We start from the raw sequence: 19544 nt of genomic DNA on the forward strand, positions 1-19544 counted from the left end.
TCAGAGCAATTTAGATTCGGCTAAATCAGTCGCCTCTGAATTGCCTGAGAGCACTAGGATATCGTTAGCTTGCAAACGTAAGTCTGGAGTGAGCTCCAATTTGACATAGTCGGAGCCATCCACTTTTCGCCTGACTGCTTGTACGCTCACGCCTTCGTTTTCAAGGTGTAACTCTTCAAGAGTCTGGCCAATACTCGCTGACTCAGGCAACAAAGTTACCGAGTGCAAACGCCATGACTCTTTGGTGTCGACTTCATCATCAACCCCCCGGAAATAGCCGCGCAAAAGACTGTAACGCGCTTCGCGTGCACTGGTGATGCGACGTACGACCTTACGCATAGGTACGCCCATCATTAATAAAACGTGTGATGCCATCATGAGACTACCCTCGATTAACTCAGGCACCACCTCAGTTGCTCCAGCTGCTTGTAACTTAGCTAAATCAGCATCATCTTTAGTGCGCACCAGTATGGTCATACCGGGACGCAAGCGCTCAACCTGATGTAATACTTTTAAGGTTGCTGGGGTATCTGCATAGGTAATTACTACTGCCTTTGCTCTCGACAAACCCGCGGCTACTAAATAATTTTCTCGACTGGCATCACCATAGACCACGTTATCCCCAGCGGCAGCAGCTTCTTTAACTCGATCTGGATCCATATCTAAGGCAATGTAAGGAATTTTTTCTTGATCGAGCATGCGGGCCAAGCTTTGTCCTGAACGACCAAAACCGCAAATGACAACATGGTTTTCAGTTCGGACACTTTTTGCTGCGACGCGTGTCAGCGCTAATGATTGCAACAACCACTCATTACTCGAGAAGCGCATCGCAATCCGATCGCTATATTCAATCAAGAAAGGTGCGCCAAACATCGAGAGCAACATGGCAGCCAGTACAGCCTGACTCAAAGCAGGATCGATTAAATCCAAGCCATCAATCTGATTTAAAAGAACGAAGCCAAATTCGCCAGCCTGCGCCAAACACAAGCCTGTCCGAATCGAAATGCCAGGGCTTGAACCAAAAGCACGTGACAGTAAGGCAATCAAACCAAACTTGAAAATCAAAGGGCCAATCAGTAAGAGCAGCACTAGCAACCACTGTTGGTAAATGACATTAAAGTCCAACAGCATGCCAATGGTAATAAAGAACAGGCCCAAGAGGACATCCCTAAAAGGCTTCACGTCCTCCTCAACCTGATGGCGGTAGGGTGTCTCGGCAATCAACATACCCGCCAAGAAAGCCCCTAGCGCAAGTGATAAACCAAAATGTTCTGTAAGTGCTGACATACCCAAAACAATCAGCAGCAAGTTGAGCATGAATAACTCTTGCGAGCGCAGCTTGGTAACCAAACTAAACCAGCGACTCATTAAAGTTTGGCCAATCACAAAAATCAGAACTAGCGCCACCGATATCTTGATGGAGGCTGCGGTCAAGGCCAAAAATAAGTCTCCAGGATTTTTACCCAGTGAGGGGATCAAAATAAGCAAGAAGACCACCGCTAAATCCTGAAATAGCAAAATACCGATGATGTTGCGCCCATGCTCAGTCTCAATTTCTGAACGATCGGCAATGAGCTTGGTAACGATAGCAGTTGAGGACATAGCCAGGGCACCCCCCAGGGCAATGGCTGCCTGCCAGGAAATGGGGTAAATCCAGTTCATCATCAAGCTTGCCGGCACTGCAAGCAAGATAGTCAAAAGCACCTGGCTGCCACCCAAGCCAAATACGATGCTTCGCATGGCCCGCAGCTTGTGGAGGTTAAATTCCAGGCCAATTGAAAACATCAAGAAAACCACGCCAAATTCAGCCAAATACTTGACTGTGGCGGAATCATTGGCCAAACCGAGGGCATGCGGCCCAATTAGGACGCCAATGGCAAGATAGCCCAAAATGGGGGGTAGTCCAAAATAGCGGAAAATAACTACCCCGGCCACTCCGGAGGCCAACAAGATGAGAGTTAATTGAAGGACTGACGGCATATACTCACCCCATGATAGCTAAGACTCGTGACCGAACCCTAAAGCTTGCGCGTGACACCCTCACCATTGAGGCTGCTGCACTGCACACTATGCGTGATCGCCTTGAAGGCGCCAATGCCGATGCCCTCGTTTTGGCAGTGGATTTACTGCATTCCTGCAAGGGCCGTATCGTTGTTTCTGGAATTGGTAAATCAGGTCATATCGCCCGAAAGATTGCTGCCACCTTTGCCTCTACCGGCTCCCCCGCCTTTTTTGTACATCCCGCCGAAGCCAGTCATGGCGACCTAGGAATGGTTACGCGTGATGATGTCTTTGTTGCACTCTCTAATTCCGGCGAGACTGATGAGCTTCTCACCATTGTGCCAATCGTCAAGCGCACCGGTGCAAAACTCATTGCACTAACTGGTGCGCCAAATTCTTCATTAGCAAAGTTGGCTGATGCCCATTTAGATACCAGTGTTGAGAAAGAAGCATGTCCACTTAACTTGGCGCCAACTACCAGTACAACCGCATCGCTCGCTATGGGTGATGCCCTAGCTGTTGCCTTACTTGATGCTCGCGGCTTTCAGGCTGAAGATTTTCAACGCTCCCACCCAGGTGGCCGCTTGGGTCGCAAGCAACTGATGCATGTCAGCGAAGTGATGCGCAACTTTGATGAGACTCCTAAGATTACGATCTCCGCTTCCTTACAAGAAGCTTTACTAGAAATGACCGCTAAACGCATGGGCATGGTGGTCACTTTAGATAGTGAAAATAAAGTTGCCGGCATTTTTACTGACGGCGACTTGCGTCGTCTACTAGAGAAGAGCACCAATTTGGATGGGCTCACCTTAGAAAAGGCAACTACTTCAGCACCCCGCACAATTCCTCCCGAACTCTTGGCGGAAGAAGCTATTGAGATGATGGAAAAACATCGGATTAATCATTTGGTGGTCACCGATCCTCATGGAGCATTACTTGGAGCGCTCAACCTCCATGATTTATTTGCCGCCAAGGTTATTTAAGCTTTTTACTTTTTAATCATTCATCTACTCACCTACATGCCAACCGCCTTTAATGCTCACCAAACCAATCCTCTGAGCCAGTATCCACAGGCCTGGGAGCGCGCTGGGGCAGTCAAGCTACTCGTACTTGATGTCGATGGGGTCTTAACCAATGGCCAGGTATTTCTTGGTGAAAACGGTAAGGAGTCTCTGAAAGCTTTTGATATTCAAGATGGCTTGGGAATCAAGCTCTTAGAAAAAATTGGTATTCCAACAGTCATCATTACTGGGCGTAGCTCCAAAATGGTTTTGGCACGCTGTGATGAACTCGGTATCAAGCATGTGCACATGGGTGTTGAAAATAAAGCCGTAGCCCTAGAAAAGATTTTGCAGTCACTTGGGCTCAAGTCGTCTGATTGCGCTGTGATGGGTGATGATTGGCCTGATTTTCAAATGATGAAGTCTGCAGGTTTAAAAGTATGTCCTGCACAAGGGCATGATGCCGTGAAAGAAACTGCTCACTTTATTACCACTCGATCTGGTGGATATGGCGCAGTACGTGAAGTCTGCGACTTGATTCTAAAAGCGCAAAATCGCTATGACGAATTACTTGCTCAGGCACGCGCTTAAGGTTTGTCTCAATGGAACTGAATGCCCAACAAATTAAATTGAGTATCTGGCGTGGCCTATTGCGCCTAATGCCATTGATCTTGATGAGCACACTTACTCTCGTCACTTTTTGGCTGGTTAAGAAAAATGCTCCCGTAGAAAAATCAGCACTAGAACGGGTACGCTTACATGAGCCTGACTACACTATTACCAATGGCGCCCTTTCCGCGCTCAACGAAGCCGGCAATACCAAATATCGAGTACTGGGCAAGAAAGTGATTCATTACGACGATGACGCTTCAATTGACATTGAAACACCTCGTATACGTTTGTTCCCTCCTGAAAAGTCGCCGATTACCGTGAAAGCGGACTCAGGTCATTTAGATGGCGACATCACCATACTAGATCTCATCAATAATGCTGAAATTTTTCGTCCACCACAAGCTGCTACCGCGACCGAACCAGCAAGACCACGCATGATTGCACGCTCTTCGTATTTCAAGGTACTCATCAATGACGACATTATTGAGACTAATAAACCCATTACGCTTGAGCAAGGCGTTTCCATCATGCGGTCAACTGATGGTGGCACATTCAACAACATCGAACAAAGTATGGTGCTGTCTGGCCAAGTGAGAGGTCGCATCGAGCGTGTTCAACCTGGAGCACAGCCATGAGCTTCTTACGCAAACTAGCAATACATTGTGGATTGTTAACAGCTTGCTTTATCGCACCTGCTCATGCTGAAAAAGCAGATCAAGATAAACCGGTTGTTTTAGAAGCAGAAAAAGTTTCTGTGAATGATGTGCAACAGGTCTATGAGCTTGATGGTCAGGTACTCTTGACCAAGGGCAGCATTTTAATTACCGGCGAAAAAGGCAATATCAAAGTTGATCCTGAAGGCTATGAGTACGTTGATGTTCAAGGCAATCCAGAATCAACGGCCAGCTTCAGACAAAGACGCGAAGGTCCGGCTAATGAGTTTATGCAGGGTCGCGGTCAAACAGTTACTTACAATGCAAAAACTGAATTGCTTACCCTAACTGGTGATGCTAACTTGAAGCGTCTTCACAATATGCAAATGTTAGATCAATTACACGGCTGGAAAATTGATTACGACGATGTCCTGCAGCGCTATCAAGTCACGCCACCCCCAAACGCTAAACCAGAAGATCTGCCTTTGGCTAAAGCCATCCTTTCACCAAGAAGAAAAGCTACACTAGAGAGATGACCACGGATTCCAGCAGCATTCAAAAGCCAGCAACCCTCAGCGCCCAGCATCTTCAAAAGCGTTATGGATCTCGCACAGTAGTTCGGGATGTATCGGTAGAAGTTAAATGCGGCGAAGTGGTTGGACTCTTAGGCCCTAATGGTGCTGGTAAAACCACCTCTTTCTACATGATTGTTGGCTTGGTTCCACTTGATGGTGGAAGTATTGTTCTGGATGGCACAGACATAACCCATCTACCGATTCATGAACGAGCTCGTATGGGCCTGTCATACCTCCCTCAAGAGGCTTCTGTTTTCAGAAAGCTGAACGTAGCCGAAAATATTCAAGCGGTATTAGAACTGCAGGTGCAAGGCGGCAAACCATTGAGTAAGTCTGAGATTGCGCATCGCCTAGATGAACTCTTGGGCGAACTTCAAATTAGTCATCTTCGTGATAACCCAGCACTATCCTTATCTGGAGGTGAGCGTCGTCGTGTTGAGATTGCAAGAGCGCTCGCCTCTCAGCCTAAATTCATTTTGCTGGATGAGCCATTTGCCGGCGTTGATCCGATTGCAGTTGGAGAGATCCAGCGGATTGTGCGCTTCTTAAGAGACCGCCAAATTGGCGTACTCATCACGGACCATAACGTACGCGAAACCTTAGGTATTTGCGATCATGCCTACATCATCAGTGAGGGTAGCGTGCTGGCAGAAGGCAAACCGGACCAAATCATTGAGAATGACGCCGTTAGAAGAGTGTATCTAGGCGAAAATTTCCGCATGTAAATATTCTGAGTTTTTCGAATATTTATTAAATAAACATGATCTGCCCCCTTGGTTTTCAGCAAAATCGCTGATACGCTGGAGGCTCATGAAGTTCATTTCCAAATAATCAAGTACATCGTTACAGGGGCTTGCTGCGCACCTCGGGTAATTATTTGCGCATGCATTTGTTTTGCTATGAATAGGAGCTGCTGATGAATCTGAAAATTAATAGCCGTCATGTCGAAGTTACTCCAGCCATGCGTTCCCACCTCGAAGCCGGGTTAGCTAAAATTCGCAAACATTTTGATCACGTTCTAGATGCATCAGCATTTTTGATTGTCGATAACGCTAAAGAAAAAAATCTTCGCCAAGCAGCCGAAATCACAATTCACCTAAAAGGTAAAGATCTTTATGCTGAAGCGCATAACGCTGATCTGTACCACGCTATGGATGCGGTGGTCGATAAACTAGAGCGTCAAGTTGTTAAGCACAAAGAAAAGATTCAAGACCATCACCATGAAAAGCATTTTGAGTGATGCCTCGCTTCAGGACACCTATAATCAATTGACATGAATGCCCTGACCGATCTTTTCGCTTTAGACCGCATTGCCTTGAATAGCCCCTCTAAAAATCGGGCTGAGGCATTTGCGGCTGTAGGACAGCTATTTGCAAAACAGGCAGGTCTTGAATCTGAAGCAATCGTTGGCTTCTTAAATGCTCGCGAGGACTTAGGTTCTACTGCCTTGGGTGCCGGCGTTGCTATCCCCCACGGCCGTGTAAAAGGGCTGAAGAGTCCGATTGCTGCGTTCGTCAAATTAAAGGACCCGATTGAATTTGCCGCGCCCGATGGTGAGGCTGTCTCTATTTTGATTTTTTTGCTCGTCCCTGAAAAAGCGACTCAGCAACATTTAGAAATTCTGTCTTCCATTGCACAACTGCTCTCTGACCCAGATGCTAGAAAATCGCTTGCCACGGAAGACAACCCAGAAAAGGTGTGCCAGCTATTACAGACTTGGGGCTCCGCTTGACAACCCAACCCTTACTCCTTGAGAGAGTTACTGCCCAACAGATCTTTGATGACAACGTCTCTGACTTAAAGCTTTCTTGGATCGGTGGCCTAGAAGGGGCAGACCGTACATTCCCCTCGGAGGCTGTCAAGGCTGCCGCAGCTAGCTCTGACTTAGTAGGTCACTTAAATCTCATTCACCCAAGCCGTATTCAGATTTTTGGTGAGCAAGAGGTTGATTACCATGCTCAGCTCGAACAAAAACAAAGGCAAGATCAAATCTCTAGCTTAATTTCAAAAACACCACCTTGTGTCATTGTGGCGGATGGAAAAACAGCTGATGCAGATCTACAACTGTTCTGCCAAAGATCCTCTACCCCACTCTTTACAACAACTATTTCTGCTGCGGAGGTAATTGACCACCTACGCACCTACCTCACAAAGATTGGTGCGCCCCAAATTACGATGCATGGCGTGTTCATGGACATCTTAGGCTTGGGCGTCCTAATCATGGGCGAGTCAGGTTTGGGAAAAAGCGAATTGGGTTTAGAGTTGATTTCTCGTGGCCACGGTTTAGTGGCTGATGATGCGGTGGACTTTGCTCGTCTTGGACCAGATTACATTGAGGGTCGCTGCCCTGTGATTCTGCGCAACCTCCTAGAGGTTCGTGGACTAGGCTTATTAGATATCCGCACAATTTTTGGTGAAACGGCCGTGCGTCGTAAATTGAAATTGCGCTTGATCGTACAACTCGTTCGTCGTAATGATGGTGAGTTCGAGCGTCTTCCATTAGAAGCGCAGCATATTGATGTGCTAGGCATTCCAATAAGGACCGTCAAAATTCAAGTGGCTGCAGGGCGTAACTTGGCTGTACTAGTAGAGGCGGCAGTCCGCAATACTATTCTGCAACTGCGGGGCATTGATACCTTAAAAGAATTTATGGAGCGTCAGCGTTTGCAAATGAATGCAGAGGCTGAATCTACTAAGTCACAGGGTCGACTCATTTAATATGCAAATCAATCTGATTACCGGTATTTCCGGCTCAGGTAAATCTGTTGCGCTGAGAGCCTTTGAGGATGCAGGCTATGACTGTGTAGATAACCTTCCAGTCACCCTCTTAGAAAATCTCATCACCACTCTAGAGATCGAGAAGAGTGAACGCGTTGCAGTAGCCATTGATGCCCGTCGCGGCCAGTCAATCGCAGAGCTACCCCAGATCTTAGAAAACTTACGACGCAGCCATGATGTGCGAGTTGTTTTCTTGAATGCAGATACTAATACACTCATCCAGCGTTTTTCTGAGACCCGTAGACGTCATCCGCTCTCTGGTAAAACTCAGGAGACTCAGTCGGCTACCTTGATAGAGGCGATTGATACAGAGCGTAACCTACTAGAACCCCTTCGCACCCAAGCGCATAGCATTGATACCAGCAACTTACCCGCCCATGCCCTACGCTCTTGGATACAGGATCTTCTGAAAGATAAGCCTCAAGGGCTTACCGTGATTTTTGAATCTTTTGGATTTAAAAAAGGTTTACCTAGTGAAGCAGATCTTGTATTTGATGTTCGTTGCCTGCCGAATCCGCACTATGACAAAGCCTTAAGACCACTGTCCGGAAAAGATCAGCCTGTGCGTGAATTCTTGGAAAAAATTCCTGAAGTCGTGAGCATGGAGAATGACATTATTCAATTTATTGAAAAATGGTTGCCCCACTACATTGCAGATGGTCGTAGTTATTTGACTGTTGCTATCGGCTGTACTGGTGGACAACACCGCTCTGTCTACTTAGTCACTCGGATTGCTGCGCATTTTCTGCCGCAAAAAGATTTGTCATCACTGCAGATTAATTTCTTAAGCCGTCACCGCGAGTTAGACTCAATCCCTGCAGTAGCAATTTAATTGGTTGAGGTAGGCCGTATTTTCCAAGCTGACGTAATGGCACCCACTTCAAATTATCACTAGAGAATTTCAGGGCATCGCTTGATGTCACATGCCAGATTTGCATCCACAAACGTCGATGGGTAAAGATATGTTTAATCTCTACTCCTTGCCCGATGGATTGAAAGCTCTTTAAAACACTGACAGTCTTTTCATCTGGCAACACCAGCTGAAACAACTCTTTAGCAGTAAAAGTAGCTGAATTGCTTGCTGAAGGTTTAGAATTTTTTTCCTTAGCCCTCCACGCAGATTCTGGTAACGACCACAACCCACCCCAGATAGCTTTGTCCGGGCGCCTTTGCAGTAAGACTGAATCACCATGTCTCAGTAGCAACATATCGCAATTAAATTCAGGGGATTTTGCTTTGATTACCTTGCGAGGCAATAACAAAACCTGATCGCTGAGATTGGCTTGGCATTCTTTTTCAAATGGGCATTTTCTCTCGCCACTCAAACACACCGGCTTACGAGAAGTACACCACGTTGCCCCAAAATCCATCAGAGCCTGTGTGTATACCGGCATATCCGAAGAATTTTTAGGAAGGAGTGTTTTGGCTAGTGACCATAATTCTTCATTCACCGTCTTTTCTTGGATGGCGCCACCTACACCAAATAGTCTTGCCAATATACGTTTGACGTTTGCATCGAGGATGGGTGCTCGCTCATGAAATGCAAAAGCAGCTATAGCACCTGCTGTGGACCTACCAATGCCCTTGAGCTGTTCAAGCAACACCGGATCCTCTGGAAACTTTCCTCCAAATTCCAGCATCACTTGTTTGGCGCAAGCGTGAAGATTGCGAGCACGCGTGTAATAACCAAGTCCTGCCCATTCGGCTAAAACATCATCTACCGGTGCAGCAGCCAATCTCTTAACATTCGGAAAACGTTTCATGAAACGCGGATAACGCTCCAGAACAGTAGCCACTTGAGTTTGTTGCAGCATGATTTCAGAAACCCACACTGCGTATGGATCTCGAATACTCTGCCATGGCAAGCCTTGACGTCCGTCTTTACCATGCCAAGCAATCAGCTTGGTGGCGAAATGCTTGATCAACGCTTCTGACATTGAGGGCAGAAATAAGTGGATCGTTGACCCTGTACTATTTGTTTAATCGGCGTCTTGCATACCTTGCAGGGCTGATCTTTGCGATCATAGACTTTGGTTTGCACCATGAAGTGGCCTGGGTCGCCCTCGCTATTCACAAAGTCTTTCAAAGAACTGCCACCTGCAGCAATCGCTTTTTTCAAAATCAATCTCACTGCATTAGCCAGTCTCGAACATTGTGGACGCGTTAGCTTTCCAGCAGCCTTTGCTGGATGGATGCCAGCCTCAAATAAACTTTCCGAGCAATAGATATTGCCGACACCTACTACCGCCTGTCCTGCTAATAAAAACTGCTTCACGGCAACACTGCGCTTGCGTGAGTATTGATATAAGACATCCGTGCCAAGCTCACCTTCAAACTCTGCTGAAAATGGCTCAACCCCGAGTTTTTGCAAGAGTGGGTTTTTCTCAATCGGCCCTTTAGATTTCGGGTGCCACAAAACGGCACCAAACTTTCGGGGGTCATGCAGACGTAAACTGAGCTTGCCAAACTCGAATGTCACGCGATCATGCGGTTTCAGGGTGTCGCTGCTAGGCAGTACGCGTAATGTACCTGTCATGCCTAAGTGCAGCAATAAATACCCAGCCTCAAACTCCATTAAGAGGTATTTGCCTCTGCGTTCTATTCCGAAGACTTTCTGGCCAGAAAGTAGTGCATTTAAATTGCTCGGCACCGGCCAACGCAGTCGACCATCAATAATTTTGACCGCGCTCACCCTACGCCCCTCCAAATGGGGCGCAATACCCAAGCGGGTAACTTCAACTTCTGGGAGTTCAGGCATAAATGGATTGTAGATTCGCGGATTAGAATGTGCTCATGACCAAATTTTCATTCAAGCCTTCTTTAAGGGTCTTATTGCTCGCAGGCGGACTTGGCCTAGGCCTTTCTTCCAGCTATGCTATCGCCCAAAACAGTAGCCTAGATAGCGGTCAAGCTGTATTTGAAGTCTTGGCCTCCGAAATTGCCCTGCAACGGGGCGAAGCTGGTTTGGCATACACAACCTATTTAGAGCTCGCTCGCCAACTCTATGACCCCCGTTTAGCCCAAAGGGCTATGGAGATAGCCATTACTGCCGGTGCGCCTGATTTAGCGCTGCAAGCAGCTCAAACCTGGGATAGTTTGGCAGGGCCCAAGCAAACCAAACCCAAAGAAGTGCTCGTCACACTCTTAATCTTGAATCAACGTTGGTCAGATGCAGTCAAACCCGCCATCTCCCTTCTAAATCAGCAAACGCCGGCGCAACGTGAAAAAACTTTGCTACAGATTCAGTCACTACTCGCTAAGGCAAACAATGAATCAGAGGCCTTAAGAGCTTTTTATGAAATCGTCTCATCATTAAAGCCAGAGCCAAAAGATCCTGGACTGCTCTATACCTATGCCATGTCTGCTGAAAAATCTGGGCATATGGATGTGATGGAAAGAACTTTGCGAGAAATCTTGCGCAAGAATCCAAATGACGTCAATAGTCTGAATGCACTTGGATACTCTCTAGCCGATCGTAACCAGAAATTGCCCGAAGCGCTCAAGCTCATTAGTAAAGCAAATCAGCTCTCGCCTAGAGACGGTTTTATTTTGGATAGTCTTGGTTGGGTGAACTTTCGCATGGGCAAAAATACCCTTGCGCTCGAACAACTTCAACAAGCATTCAACATGAAGCCTGAGGCAGATATTGCGGCACATATCGGTGAAGTGTTGTGGGTTATGAATCGCCCAATCGAAGCGGAAGACATGTGGCGCAAAGGGCAGCAATTGGATGCTAACAACCCTACCCTTAAGGAAACTTTGAAGCGCTTGAAGCCCGATTGGTCTGTGGCTGATACCGCCCTAAAAGGCTCATGGGACGGGCGTTTTGCCGTGAAAGTTACCGGCCTTACTGAAAGTAAAAATCAAGGTGGATCAGGTGGATTTACCTTGACTCAAGATGCGCTTACTGACGTTTTAGAAATTCGCAATCCAGTGGGCGGCTCCATTGCGAAAATTACGATTAAACCTGGTGAGGCGATTCTGGAGCGCGATGGTCAACTCACCACTGCAATTGATGCTGACACTCTTATCCAAAATGCATTAGGTCTTCCACTTCCAGCCCGTGGTTTATCTGACTGGTTACGTGGACAAACCCGCCCTGGTAGTAATGCGAGTGTGGAGCGAAATGAAAAAGGGCAAGTCAGCAAAATTACACAAGACGGCTGGACCTTAAATTACAACTGGAATGATGCTCAGCGCTTAGAAAAACTGACTATGAATCGCAGCTCTAATATCGGATCGATTGATATCCGCCTGGTATTTGATACTCCGAACGAGTAAAGCATAAATCATGAGTAATGCGATAGAACTCGCTTGCCCCGCAAAGCTCAATCTCTTTTTGCATATTGTTGGGCGCCGTGATGATGGCTACCACCTACTGCAATCCGTTTTTCAACTGATTGATTGGTGCGATGTTCTGACCTTGAAGCGCATTCCGGAAAACAAAGTTCGCCGTATCAATCCCATTCCTGGAGTCCCTCCTGAGCAAGACTTGGTTGTTCGTGCAGCCCAACTCCTGAAGGAACATTGCGGGATTGATCGGGGGGTTGAAATCAATCTCACGAAAAATATTCCAATGGGTGCTGGCCTTGGTGGCGGATCCTCTGATGCAGCATCCACCCTGATCGGATTAAATACCCTTTGGGATCTTCATCTCGATATCGCCACTCTTTGCCAACTTGGCCTAAAACTTGGTGCTGACGTGCCATTTTTCATCTTTGGCCAAAATGCTTTTGTTGAGGGGATTGGGGAGAAATTACAGGCAATTTCCTTGGAAACCCAAGACTTTGTGGTGATCTTCCCCAACAAGGGGGTCGCTACTGCTCAGATTTTTCAAGACCCTCAATTGACCCGAGATCACGCTCCGATTACAATAGATGGCTTTCTTGCATCGCCAAGGTCATATCAGTCGAATGATTGTCAGGCAGTAGCGGTGCAAAAATGTCCTGAAGTGAAGCAAGCATTAGATTGGATTTACAAGGCAGTGCCAAACTCGGCGCCTTGTATGTCCGGCTCTGGAAGTAGCGTTTTTGCCGCCTTAGACCCTAAGACGGACACCGCAAATCTGGAAATTCTTCTGCAAAATCTTCCAAAGGGATGGATGGGTCGAATTGTTCGGGGGCTAAATAAAAATCCCGCTTACAATTTGATTTCTTCAGATTGACCTGTAGGGGAATCGCCAAGCTGGTTAAGGCACTGGATTTTGATTCCAGCATGCGAAGGTTCGAATCCTTCTTCCCCTGCCAACTACTGTAGATACGACCAAAAGACATCCATTCGACACCTACCCAAATTCCAAAATCACCTATGTCCGCCCCAATGAACGCTGATTTACTGACTCTTTTCACAGGCAATGCAAATCCGGTTTTGGCCCATGCGGTAGCCAAAGAGCTCAATCTCCAAATGGGAAAAGCATTTGTTGGTCGGTTCTCTGATGGTGAAATTCAGGTAGAAATTCAAGAAAACGTTCGTGGTAAGAACGTGGTCGTTATCCAGTCAACCTGTGCCCCAACAAACGATAGTTTGATGGAGTTGATGATCATGATTGATGCCCTAAAACGAGCATCAGCAAGCCGTATAACCGCAGTGATTCCTTACTTCGGTTACGCCAGACAAGACCGCCGCCCTCGCTCAGCACGGGTTGCTATCTCCGCCAGGATCGTGGCAAACATGCTCCAGTCTGTTGCTGGCATTGAACGTGTTTTAACCATGGATCTCCATGCAGACCAAATCCAAGGTTTCTTTGATATCCCAGTAGATAACATCTACGCATCCCCTGTCCTTTTGGCCGATTTAGAGGCCCAAAAGACCAAAAAAGATCTCATCATTGTTTCGCCAGATATCGGCGGCGTTGTTCGCGCCCGCGCAATGGCAAAGCAATTGGGCACAGATTTAGCGATTATTGATAAACGCCGCCCTAAAGCGAACGTATCAGAAGTAATGCACTTAATCGGCGAAGTAGAAGGTCGTCACTGCGTCATCATGGATGACATCATTGATACTGGCGGAACGCTCTGTAAAGCCGCTGAGGCCCTTAAAGAACGTGGTGCCAAGGGTGTTACTGCCTACTGTACTCATGCCGTGCTTTCTGGTGATGCTGTAGCTCGCATTGCTGCCTCAGAATTAGACGAATTAGTCGTTACCGACACCATTCCATTAACACCGGAAGCAATGAAAATCTCCAAAATTCGTCAATTGAGCGTTGCACCCATACTTGCTGAGACCCTTTCCCGTATTAGCAAGGGTGATTCAGTGATGTCGATGTTCGCTGAATAAGCCAAAAATAGCGTTTCTACCTCTGTTTTTGGCAGTTTTGAGCCTTTTCTAGGCAAAAATCACCATTCCCACGATATAATCAAAGGCTTTTCTGTTTGGTCGCGAACGGAAATTAACCTTAATTTAGGAATTCAATATGAAAGTAGTAGCCTTTGAAAGAAGCGTACAGGGAACGGGTGCGAGCCGCCGTCTGCGCAACTCCGGTAAAACTCCGGGCATCATCTACGGCGGTAAAGACGCCGCAACTGTAATTGAGTTGGATCACAACGCACTGTTCCATGCTCTCCGCAAGGAAGCATTCCACTCATCCATCCTTGATCTCGAAATCGGCGGCAAAGCACAAAAAGTGTTGTTGCGCGATTACCAGATGCATCCATTTAAGCCTTTGGTTCTGCACATCGACTTCCAGCGCGTTTCTGCGACTGAAAAAGTTCACATGCGCGTTCCATTGCACTTCATCAACGCTGACACTTCAGCTGCAGTGAAATTGCAAGGCGCTGTAATCAGCCACATCGCAACTGAATTGGAAGTGTCTTGCTTACCAGCAGACTTGCCAGAATTCATTGAAGTGGACCTGAACAAGATTGAAGTTGGTCATGGTATCCACGCTAAAGACATCGCATTGCCAAAAGGCGTTACCTTGGTATTGCATGTTGAGCAAGAAAACCCAGTATTAGCTAACGCACGTATCCCAGCAGTGAAATCTGCCGATACTGAAGCTGCTCCTGCAGCTGCTGCGGCTCCTGCTGCTGAAGCACCAAAGGACAAAGCTTAATTATTTAAGCCTTATCTTTGCGACAGAGGAAGCCCGCTGACAAGCGGGTTTTCTTTTTTGCAGAAATGCTTTTATCCTTAAGCACTCATCATGACTAAATTAATTGTTGGCCTTGGCAATCCAGGCGAAGAACACATAGAAGATCGGCACAATGCTGGCTTCTGGTTTGTTGACGCCCTTGCTAAACAATTGAATACCCGCTTTGAAACTGAAAAACGTTTTCATGGCAAAGTGGCAAAAGCTAAATGGGAGAGTGAAGATCTCTTCTTACTCAAACCCAGCACCTATATGAATCTCAGCGGTCAGTCTGTCGGGGCACTATGCCGCTTCCACAAAATTACACCCAAGGATGTGCTGGTAGTACAGGATGAGCTTGATCTCAAGCCCGGTACTGCGCGTATCAAGCTTGGTGGTGGCACCGGTGGGCACAATGGTCTAAAAGATATCCAAGCTCACCTAGGAACGCCTGAGTACTGGCGCTTGCGATTGGGTATCGGACATCCACGGGATCTCGCCGCAGAAGGTGCACGAGTGATGGACGTGGCGGACTATGTGTTGAGAAGACCTTTGCAGCTTGAGCAAAAGCAGATCGATGCGAGTATCGAGGATGGTTTACAGATTCTGGATTTATTTATGAAGGGCGATACTCAGGCAGCAATGCTGGAGTTGCATTCCAAAACGAATTAGTGCGCTATTTTGTAGCTAGGGCTTTTTTAGCTGCAGTTAAGGCTTGATACTTCACCATAAGTTGCGTTTGGTTTTCTGGAAACGCGGGATTCAGTGGAATGCAGTCAACTGGACAAACCTGCTGACACTGGGGCGCATCGTAATGACCCACACACTCAGTACATTTATTGGGATCAATCTCATAGATCTCTAGACCCATGTAGATTGCGTCATTCGGACATTCAGGCTCACATACATCGCAATTGATGCATTCGTCCGTGATCATTAGAGCCATCTTGTTTCCCTGACGCCTTACTCTTTGCCCTTGTTGGCTTCAATCTTTTTAACTAACCACTTTTCTACAGATGGGAATACAAACTTACTCACATCACCACCCATCGAAGCAATTTCACGAACAAATGTTCCCGAAATAAATTGGTATTGGTCTGAAGGCGTTAGGAATAGCGTTTCAACATCAGGCAATAAATAACGGTTCATGCCCGCCATCTGAAACTCATACTCAAAATCAGAAACAGCACGCAAGCCACGCACAATCACCCTCGCATTATGTTCGCGGGCAAAATCTTTTAATAAGCCTGTGAAGCCCACAATCTTCACATTGGAATAATGGCCTAGAACCTCTTTAGCAATCTCAATACGCTCATCCAAAGTGAAGAAGGGGCGCTTGCTACGGCTATCAGCAACACCAACAATCAATTCCCCAAAAATACTGGAAGCACGGCGCACCAAGTCCTCGTGACCACGAGTAAAGGGATCAAATGTTCCAGGGTAAACAGCAACAGTCATAATGCTCCTCAGGCTTTTTCAGCTACAGGCAAGAGTTTAGCCCCTCTTCGAGCGAAATAGACAAGCTTTTACCTGCCCAGCCTCTAGGTATTTCCCACAATGCCATTCGGGCACCAGTGCTTCAATCTCATCACGTGAGCGACTAGCAGGAAATTCCACGTAAATTCCCCCGCCGGGACTGTCATCGCAAACGCGAGCAGCCTCTATCAACGCTTGATTGAATAAGCCCTCCTCCTGAAAGGGTGGGTCAATAAAGATCAAATTACTAGAGCGATCGGCTTGTTGCTTTAAAAACTCCAAGCTATCTCTGTGCACAATCTGTACTAATCCAGGAGCAGGGGATGACTGTAGCAAAGCATAGTTAGCCAAAAGCTTTGCATGCGCCCTCTTATCCTTTTCTAACAAAGTCACTGAACTGGCATGTCGTGAAGCAGCCTCAAAACCTAAGGCGCCAGTTCCTGCAAACAAATCTAAGCAACGCAAACCCACCAGATCCTGGCCAAGCCAATTAAATAAGGTTTCCCGAACGCGATCTGTGGTGGGACGTAGACCAGACAGATCCAGCACACTCAGTAAACGACTACGCCACACTCCACCAATAATGCGAATTTTCTGAGGAGGCTCAGGGCGCTTACCTAATGAAGCAGGCTTTGCGGGTTTATTTATTTTTAGCCCCTAACACCACAATCTTCATTCGGTCCATAGCCAAGTATTTTTGGAATGCCTCCTTGACTTGGTCCAAGCTCACCATCTCCACTTGCTTAGTCCATACATCCATCGTGTCGAGCGGCAAGTTATTCCAAGCAATAGATGACACGTTATCAAGCAGCTTGCGATTGTTATCAATTCTCAAAGGATAGCCATTGATTAAATTTGCCTTAGCAGCATCAAGTTCAGATTGCATCGGTCCATTAGCAATAAATTGTGCAATGGTAGAACTCATCACTTCAAGAGCCAAAGTAGCTTGATCATTCTTGGTCTGTACACCCGCCTGAAATATCCCTACATCCTTACCAGGGGCAAAATAACTGAACACACTATAAGCAAGGCCACGCTTCTCACGAACTTCTGACATCAGACGTGATACAAAACCGCCGCCGCCTAAAACATAATTCCCCACAAGTAATGGGAAGTAATCTGGATTACTGCGAGTAACTGCAGTCATTCCCATCGCAATATGGGCTTGCTGCGTGTCAAATGGAATAGTGACTTCGCGTTGACTTAAAGGCTCTACTGGTGAGCGCTCAAACTCTGGCAGCTTGGAAATAGCAGGTCCAGACTGCGGTACTCTTTGCAATAAACTATGAACGATTTCAGCGGCCTCGACTTTACTCACATCACCAACAATACTGACAATCATTCGATCGCCACGGTAGAACTGCTTATGAAACTGCTGCAAATCAGTAGCATTGATGTTGGCAATACTTTGCACCGTTGGCGAGTTAGCCAAGGGATAGTCGCCATAAACCAATTTTCTAAAACGACGATCCAATACTGACTCCGGCTTTGTCTCCGACTCTAATAATGCAGTAGTCATTCTTTGCTTCTCACGGGCTAAGATTTTGGCATCGTAAGTAGGGGCACTCAACATGGCTGATGCCAATTGAACGGCGCGATCACGCAAATCTTTGCGACTTAAAGTCCGAATGCGCATGATGGCACGCTCCCCGCTGACAGAGACCCCAAGGTTTGCGCCTAAATCAGCAATCTCATCAGCAATCTGCGCCTCATTCAACAAACCCTTCTCTGACTTGGCACCATAGTTCATCAACTGCCCAACCACAGTAGCTAAGCCACTCTTGGCTGATGGATCATAACGATCGCCTGCATCAATACTGATTTCAATATCGACCATCGGTAGCGATTTGGTTTGAACTAGATAAGCCTGTGCGCCCTTGAATGAGTCTAACTTTTCAATCGGCAATATTGCATGGGCAGAGGTGCTGACTACTGCTATCAGTGCGAATGTAAGACAAGCCTGCTTGATTGATTTATTTAGCAGCATGATTACCCCCCTGCTTGCTCTCAGCGGACTGACGCCCCTGCGGATCTAGCACCGCAATAGTCAGGCCCTCATCTACCAAATATTTTTTTGCAACGTGTTGAACTTGTGTGGGAGTGATTTTTTGCATCTTATCTAACATCACATCAATGTCTCTCCATGAGAATCCCGCCATCTCTGTGCTACCAATTTCCATAGCCTGCCCAAAGATTGAGTCGCGCTTATAGATTTGGTCGGAAAGGATGCGCACTTTAATACGCTTGAGTTCTGACTCCAGAATTCCTTTATCGACAATTTCTTTCAGAGCCTTGCGAATACTGCTCTCAGCCTGCTCCACTGTTTTTCCTTTAGCCATGCTGGTGCTAATTACAAAAAGTTCTGGACCTCTTGAGACCATGTCGTAACCGACACTCACATCATTGACTACACGCTCCTGCTTTACCAGTGCGCGATTGAGGCGTGCATTGTCATAACCATCAAGCACTGCAGCCAACAATTCCAATGCATAAGGCTCATCATCATCTAGCTTGCCCACTTGTAGCTTGGGAACCTTCCAGGCCATCGCTAACTGCGCACTATCTGCGGGTGCTTTAACCTGGACTCGCTTAATACCTTTTTGCGGTGGTTCAATCTGGGGCTTGCGATCTGGCAACTCTCTTGCAGAAGCAACTCCATAATATTTTTCCGCTGCTTGCAAAATGGCTTTAGGATCAACATCACCAGCAATCACCACGGTTGCATTATTCGGTTTATACCAACTACGATACCAATCACGTGCATCAGCGGCTTTCATATTCACCAGGTCATTCATCCAGCCAACTACTGGATGACGATAAGGCGAACTCACGAATGCAGTAGCCATCAGTGATTCATATAGCAAGCTGGTGGGATTATCTTCAGTACGCAAACGACGCTCTTCCATCACAACCTGAATTTCTTTTAAAAACTCTGCATCATCAAAATTGAGATTAGACATGCGATCCGCCTCTAGCCTCATCACTTCATCTAACTTAGACTTTTCAACTTGCTGGAAATACGCTGTGTAATCTCGAGAAGTAAAAGCATTTTCACGACCGCCCACCGCCGCAACTAAACGAGAGAACTCGCCCGATTTCACTTTGTTAGTTCCCTTAAACATCATGTGCTCAAGAACATGGGCCACCCCAGTTTTACCGTTAACCTCATCCATTGAACCAGCGCGGTACCAAACCATATGCGCGACCGTTGGTGCTCGATGATCCTCGCGCACAATCAACTTCAGCCCATTAGCAAGGACAAACTCATGGGTATTTGATGGGGCGGCCTCAGGAGTTGCCCAAGAAGCTGAGCAAGAGATCAGTAAGAAGAAAGAAAAACGCAATAAAGTGGAGCGCATCTGTAAGATCACCTATCCCAAGA

General features: G+C 46.9%; 22 protein-coding genes and 1 tRNA gene. 15 read left to right on the plus strand and 8 right to left on the minus strand.

The window, feature by feature from the left end; all coding sequences use genetic code 11:
- Window positions 1–1980, minus strand: coding sequence for a monovalent cation:proton antiporter family protein (locus GQ359_RS09240; protein ID WP_215386877.1), 1980 nt, complete (start codon window positions 1978–1980; stop codon window positions 1–3).
- 11 nt (window positions 1981–1991) lie between these two features.
- Between GQ359_RS09240 and GQ359_RS09245 the strand changes: the two genes are divergently transcribed.
- From GQ359_RS09245 to rapZ, 9 genes are all read left to right on the plus strand, one after another.
- A complete protein-coding gene (locus GQ359_RS09245) occupies window positions 1992–2984 on the plus strand; it encodes an SIS domain-containing protein (RefSeq protein WP_215386878.1) in 993 nt (330 codons plus the stop codon).
- Window positions 2985–3020: 36 nt separating this feature from the next.
- Window positions 3021–3593 carry an HAD family hydrolase gene (locus tag GQ359_RS09250; protein ID WP_215386879.1) on the plus strand — a complete coding sequence of 191 codons (573 nt, stop codon included), beginning with the start codon at window positions 3021–3023 and terminating at the stop codon, window positions 3591–3593.
- An 11-nt stretch (window positions 3594–3604) separates the two neighbouring features.
- Window positions 3605–4249: an LPS export ABC transporter periplasmic protein LptC gene (gene lptC, locus GQ359_RS09255; protein ID WP_215386880.1), complete on the plus strand. Its 645-nt coding sequence runs from the start codon at window positions 3605–3607 to the stop codon at window positions 4247–4249.
- Window positions 4246–4803 carry a lipopolysaccharide transport periplasmic protein LptA gene (gene lptA, locus GQ359_RS09260; protein ID WP_215386881.1) on the plus strand — a complete coding sequence of 186 codons (558 nt, stop codon included), beginning with the start codon at window positions 4246–4248 and terminating at the stop codon, window positions 4801–4803. Before lptC ends, lptA begins: the two co-directional genes overlap by 4 nt.
- Window positions 4800–5567, plus strand: coding sequence for an LPS export ABC transporter ATP-binding protein (gene lptB, locus GQ359_RS09265; protein WP_215302121.1), 768 nt, complete (start codon window positions 4800–4802; stop codon window positions 5565–5567). The genes lptA and lptB overlap by 4 nt, the downstream gene beginning before the upstream one ends.
- Before the next feature lie 191 nt (window positions 5568–5758).
- Window positions 5759–6082 carry a ribosome hibernation-promoting factor, HPF/YfiA family gene (gene hpf / locus GQ359_RS09270; protein ID WP_215302122.1) on the plus strand — a complete coding sequence of 108 codons (324 nt, stop codon included), beginning with the start codon at window positions 5759–5761 and terminating at the stop codon, window positions 6080–6082.
- Between the two features lie 33 nt (window positions 6083–6115).
- Window positions 6116–6574: a PTS sugar transporter subunit IIA gene (locus GQ359_RS09275; protein WP_215386882.1), complete on the plus strand. Its 459-nt coding sequence runs from the start codon at window positions 6116–6118 to the stop codon at window positions 6572–6574.
- Window positions 6571–7560, plus strand: a complete 990-nt coding sequence (gene hprK / locus GQ359_RS09280) for an HPr(Ser) kinase/phosphatase (RefSeq protein ID WP_215386883.1) — start codon at window positions 6571–6573, stop codon at window positions 7558–7560. The genes GQ359_RS09275 and hprK overlap by 4 nt, the downstream gene beginning before the upstream one ends.
- A 1-nt stretch (window position 7561) precedes the next feature.
- Complete coding sequence (rapZ, locus tag GQ359_RS09285; RefSeq protein ID WP_215386884.1) at window positions 7562–8452, plus strand: RNase adapter RapZ; 891 nt, start codon at window positions 7562–7564, stop codon at window positions 8450–8452.
- On the opposite strand, the gene mutY is transcribed toward rapZ, so the two are convergent.
- Window positions 8397–9557, minus strand: coding sequence for an A/G-specific adenine glycosylase (gene mutY, locus GQ359_RS09290; protein WP_215386885.1), 1161 nt, complete (start codon window positions 9555–9557; stop codon window positions 8397–8399). The genes rapZ and mutY overlap by 56 nt on opposite strands.
- A complete protein-coding gene (gene mutM, locus GQ359_RS09295; RefSeq protein ID WP_215386886.1) occupies window positions 9542–10378 on the minus strand; it encodes a bifunctional DNA-formamidopyrimidine glycosylase/DNA-(apurinic or apyrimidinic site) lyase in 837 nt (278 codons plus the stop codon). The genes mutY and mutM overlap by 16 nt, the downstream gene beginning before the upstream one ends.
- Window positions 10379–10413: 35 nt before the next feature.
- Here mutM and GQ359_RS09300 point away from each other — a divergent pair, with 35 nt between their 5' ends.
- The 6 genes from GQ359_RS09300 to pth all read left to right on the plus strand — a co-directional run bounded on the left by GQ359_RS09300 (window position 10414) and on the right by pth (window position 15358).
- Window positions 10414–11901: a lipoprotein insertase outer membrane protein LolB gene (locus GQ359_RS09300; RefSeq protein ID WP_215386887.1), complete on the plus strand. Its 1488-nt coding sequence runs from the start codon at window positions 10414–10416 to the stop codon at window positions 11899–11901.
- Between the two features lie 10 nt (window positions 11902–11911).
- On the plus strand, window positions 11912–12784 hold the full coding sequence (ispE, locus tag GQ359_RS09305) for a 4-(cytidine 5'-diphospho)-2-C-methyl-D-erythritol kinase (RefSeq protein WP_215386888.1): 873 nt from the start codon (window positions 11912–11914) through the stop codon (window positions 12782–12784).
- Between the two features lie 5 nt (window positions 12785–12789).
- A tRNA-Gln gene (locus GQ359_RS09310) sits at window positions 12790–12866 on the plus strand.
- A gap of 73 nt (window positions 12867–12939) precedes the next feature.
- Window positions 12940–13896, plus strand: coding sequence for a ribose-phosphate pyrophosphokinase (locus tag GQ359_RS09315; protein WP_215387958.1), 957 nt, complete (start codon window positions 12940–12942; stop codon window positions 13894–13896).
- Between the two features lie 136 nt (window positions 13897–14032).
- Entirely contained in the window at window positions 14033–14671 is a 639-nt protein-coding gene (locus GQ359_RS09320; protein WP_215302130.1) for a 50S ribosomal protein L25/general stress protein Ctc, read from the plus strand.
- A 90-nt stretch (window positions 14672–14761) separates the two neighbouring features.
- The gene (pth, locus tag GQ359_RS09325; protein WP_215386889.1) at window positions 14762–15358 is read left to right on the plus strand and encodes an aminoacyl-tRNA hydrolase; all 597 of its coding nucleotides are present in this window, start codon (window positions 14762–14764) and stop codon (window positions 15356–15358) included.
- 4 nt (window positions 15359–15362) lie between these two features.
- Here the strand turns inward: pth and GQ359_RS09330 are convergent, their stop codons facing one another.
- Genes GQ359_RS09330 through GQ359_RS09350 form a run of 5 tightly spaced genes read right to left on the minus strand, consistent with a single transcriptional unit; the run spans window position 15363 to window position 19521 of the window.
- Window positions 15363–15632: a YfhL family 4Fe-4S dicluster ferredoxin gene (locus GQ359_RS09330; protein WP_215386890.1), complete on the minus strand. Its 270-nt coding sequence runs from the start codon at window positions 15630–15632 to the stop codon at window positions 15363–15365.
- 17 nt (window positions 15633–15649) lie between these two features.
- Window positions 15650–16144 (minus strand): pantetheine-phosphate adenylyltransferase, encoded by a 495-nt coding sequence (coaD, locus tag GQ359_RS09335; protein WP_215386891.1) that lies wholly within the window; start codon window positions 16142–16144, stop codon window positions 15650–15652.
- A gap of 36 nt (window positions 16145–16180) precedes the next feature.
- Complete coding sequence (gene rsmD, locus GQ359_RS09340; protein ID WP_215387959.1) at window positions 16181–16810, minus strand: 16S rRNA (guanine(966)-N(2))-methyltransferase RsmD; 630 nt, start codon at window positions 16808–16810, stop codon at window positions 16181–16183.
- Window positions 16803–18149, minus strand: coding sequence for a pitrilysin family protein (locus tag GQ359_RS09345; protein WP_215386892.1), 1347 nt, complete (start codon window positions 18147–18149; stop codon window positions 16803–16805). The genes rsmD and GQ359_RS09345 overlap by 8 nt, the downstream gene beginning before the upstream one ends.
- On the minus strand, window positions 18136–19521 hold the full coding sequence (locus GQ359_RS09350; RefSeq protein ID WP_215386893.1) for a pitrilysin family protein: 1386 nt from the start codon (window positions 19519–19521) through the stop codon (window positions 18136–18138). The genes GQ359_RS09345 and GQ359_RS09350 overlap by 14 nt, the downstream gene beginning before the upstream one ends.
- Between the last annotated feature and the right edge of the window lie 23 nt (window positions 19522–19544).

This window comes from Polynucleobacter sp. AM-7D1, assembly GCF_018688455.1.
GTDB lineage: Bacteria > Pseudomonadota > Gammaproteobacteria > Burkholderiales > Burkholderiaceae > Polynucleobacter.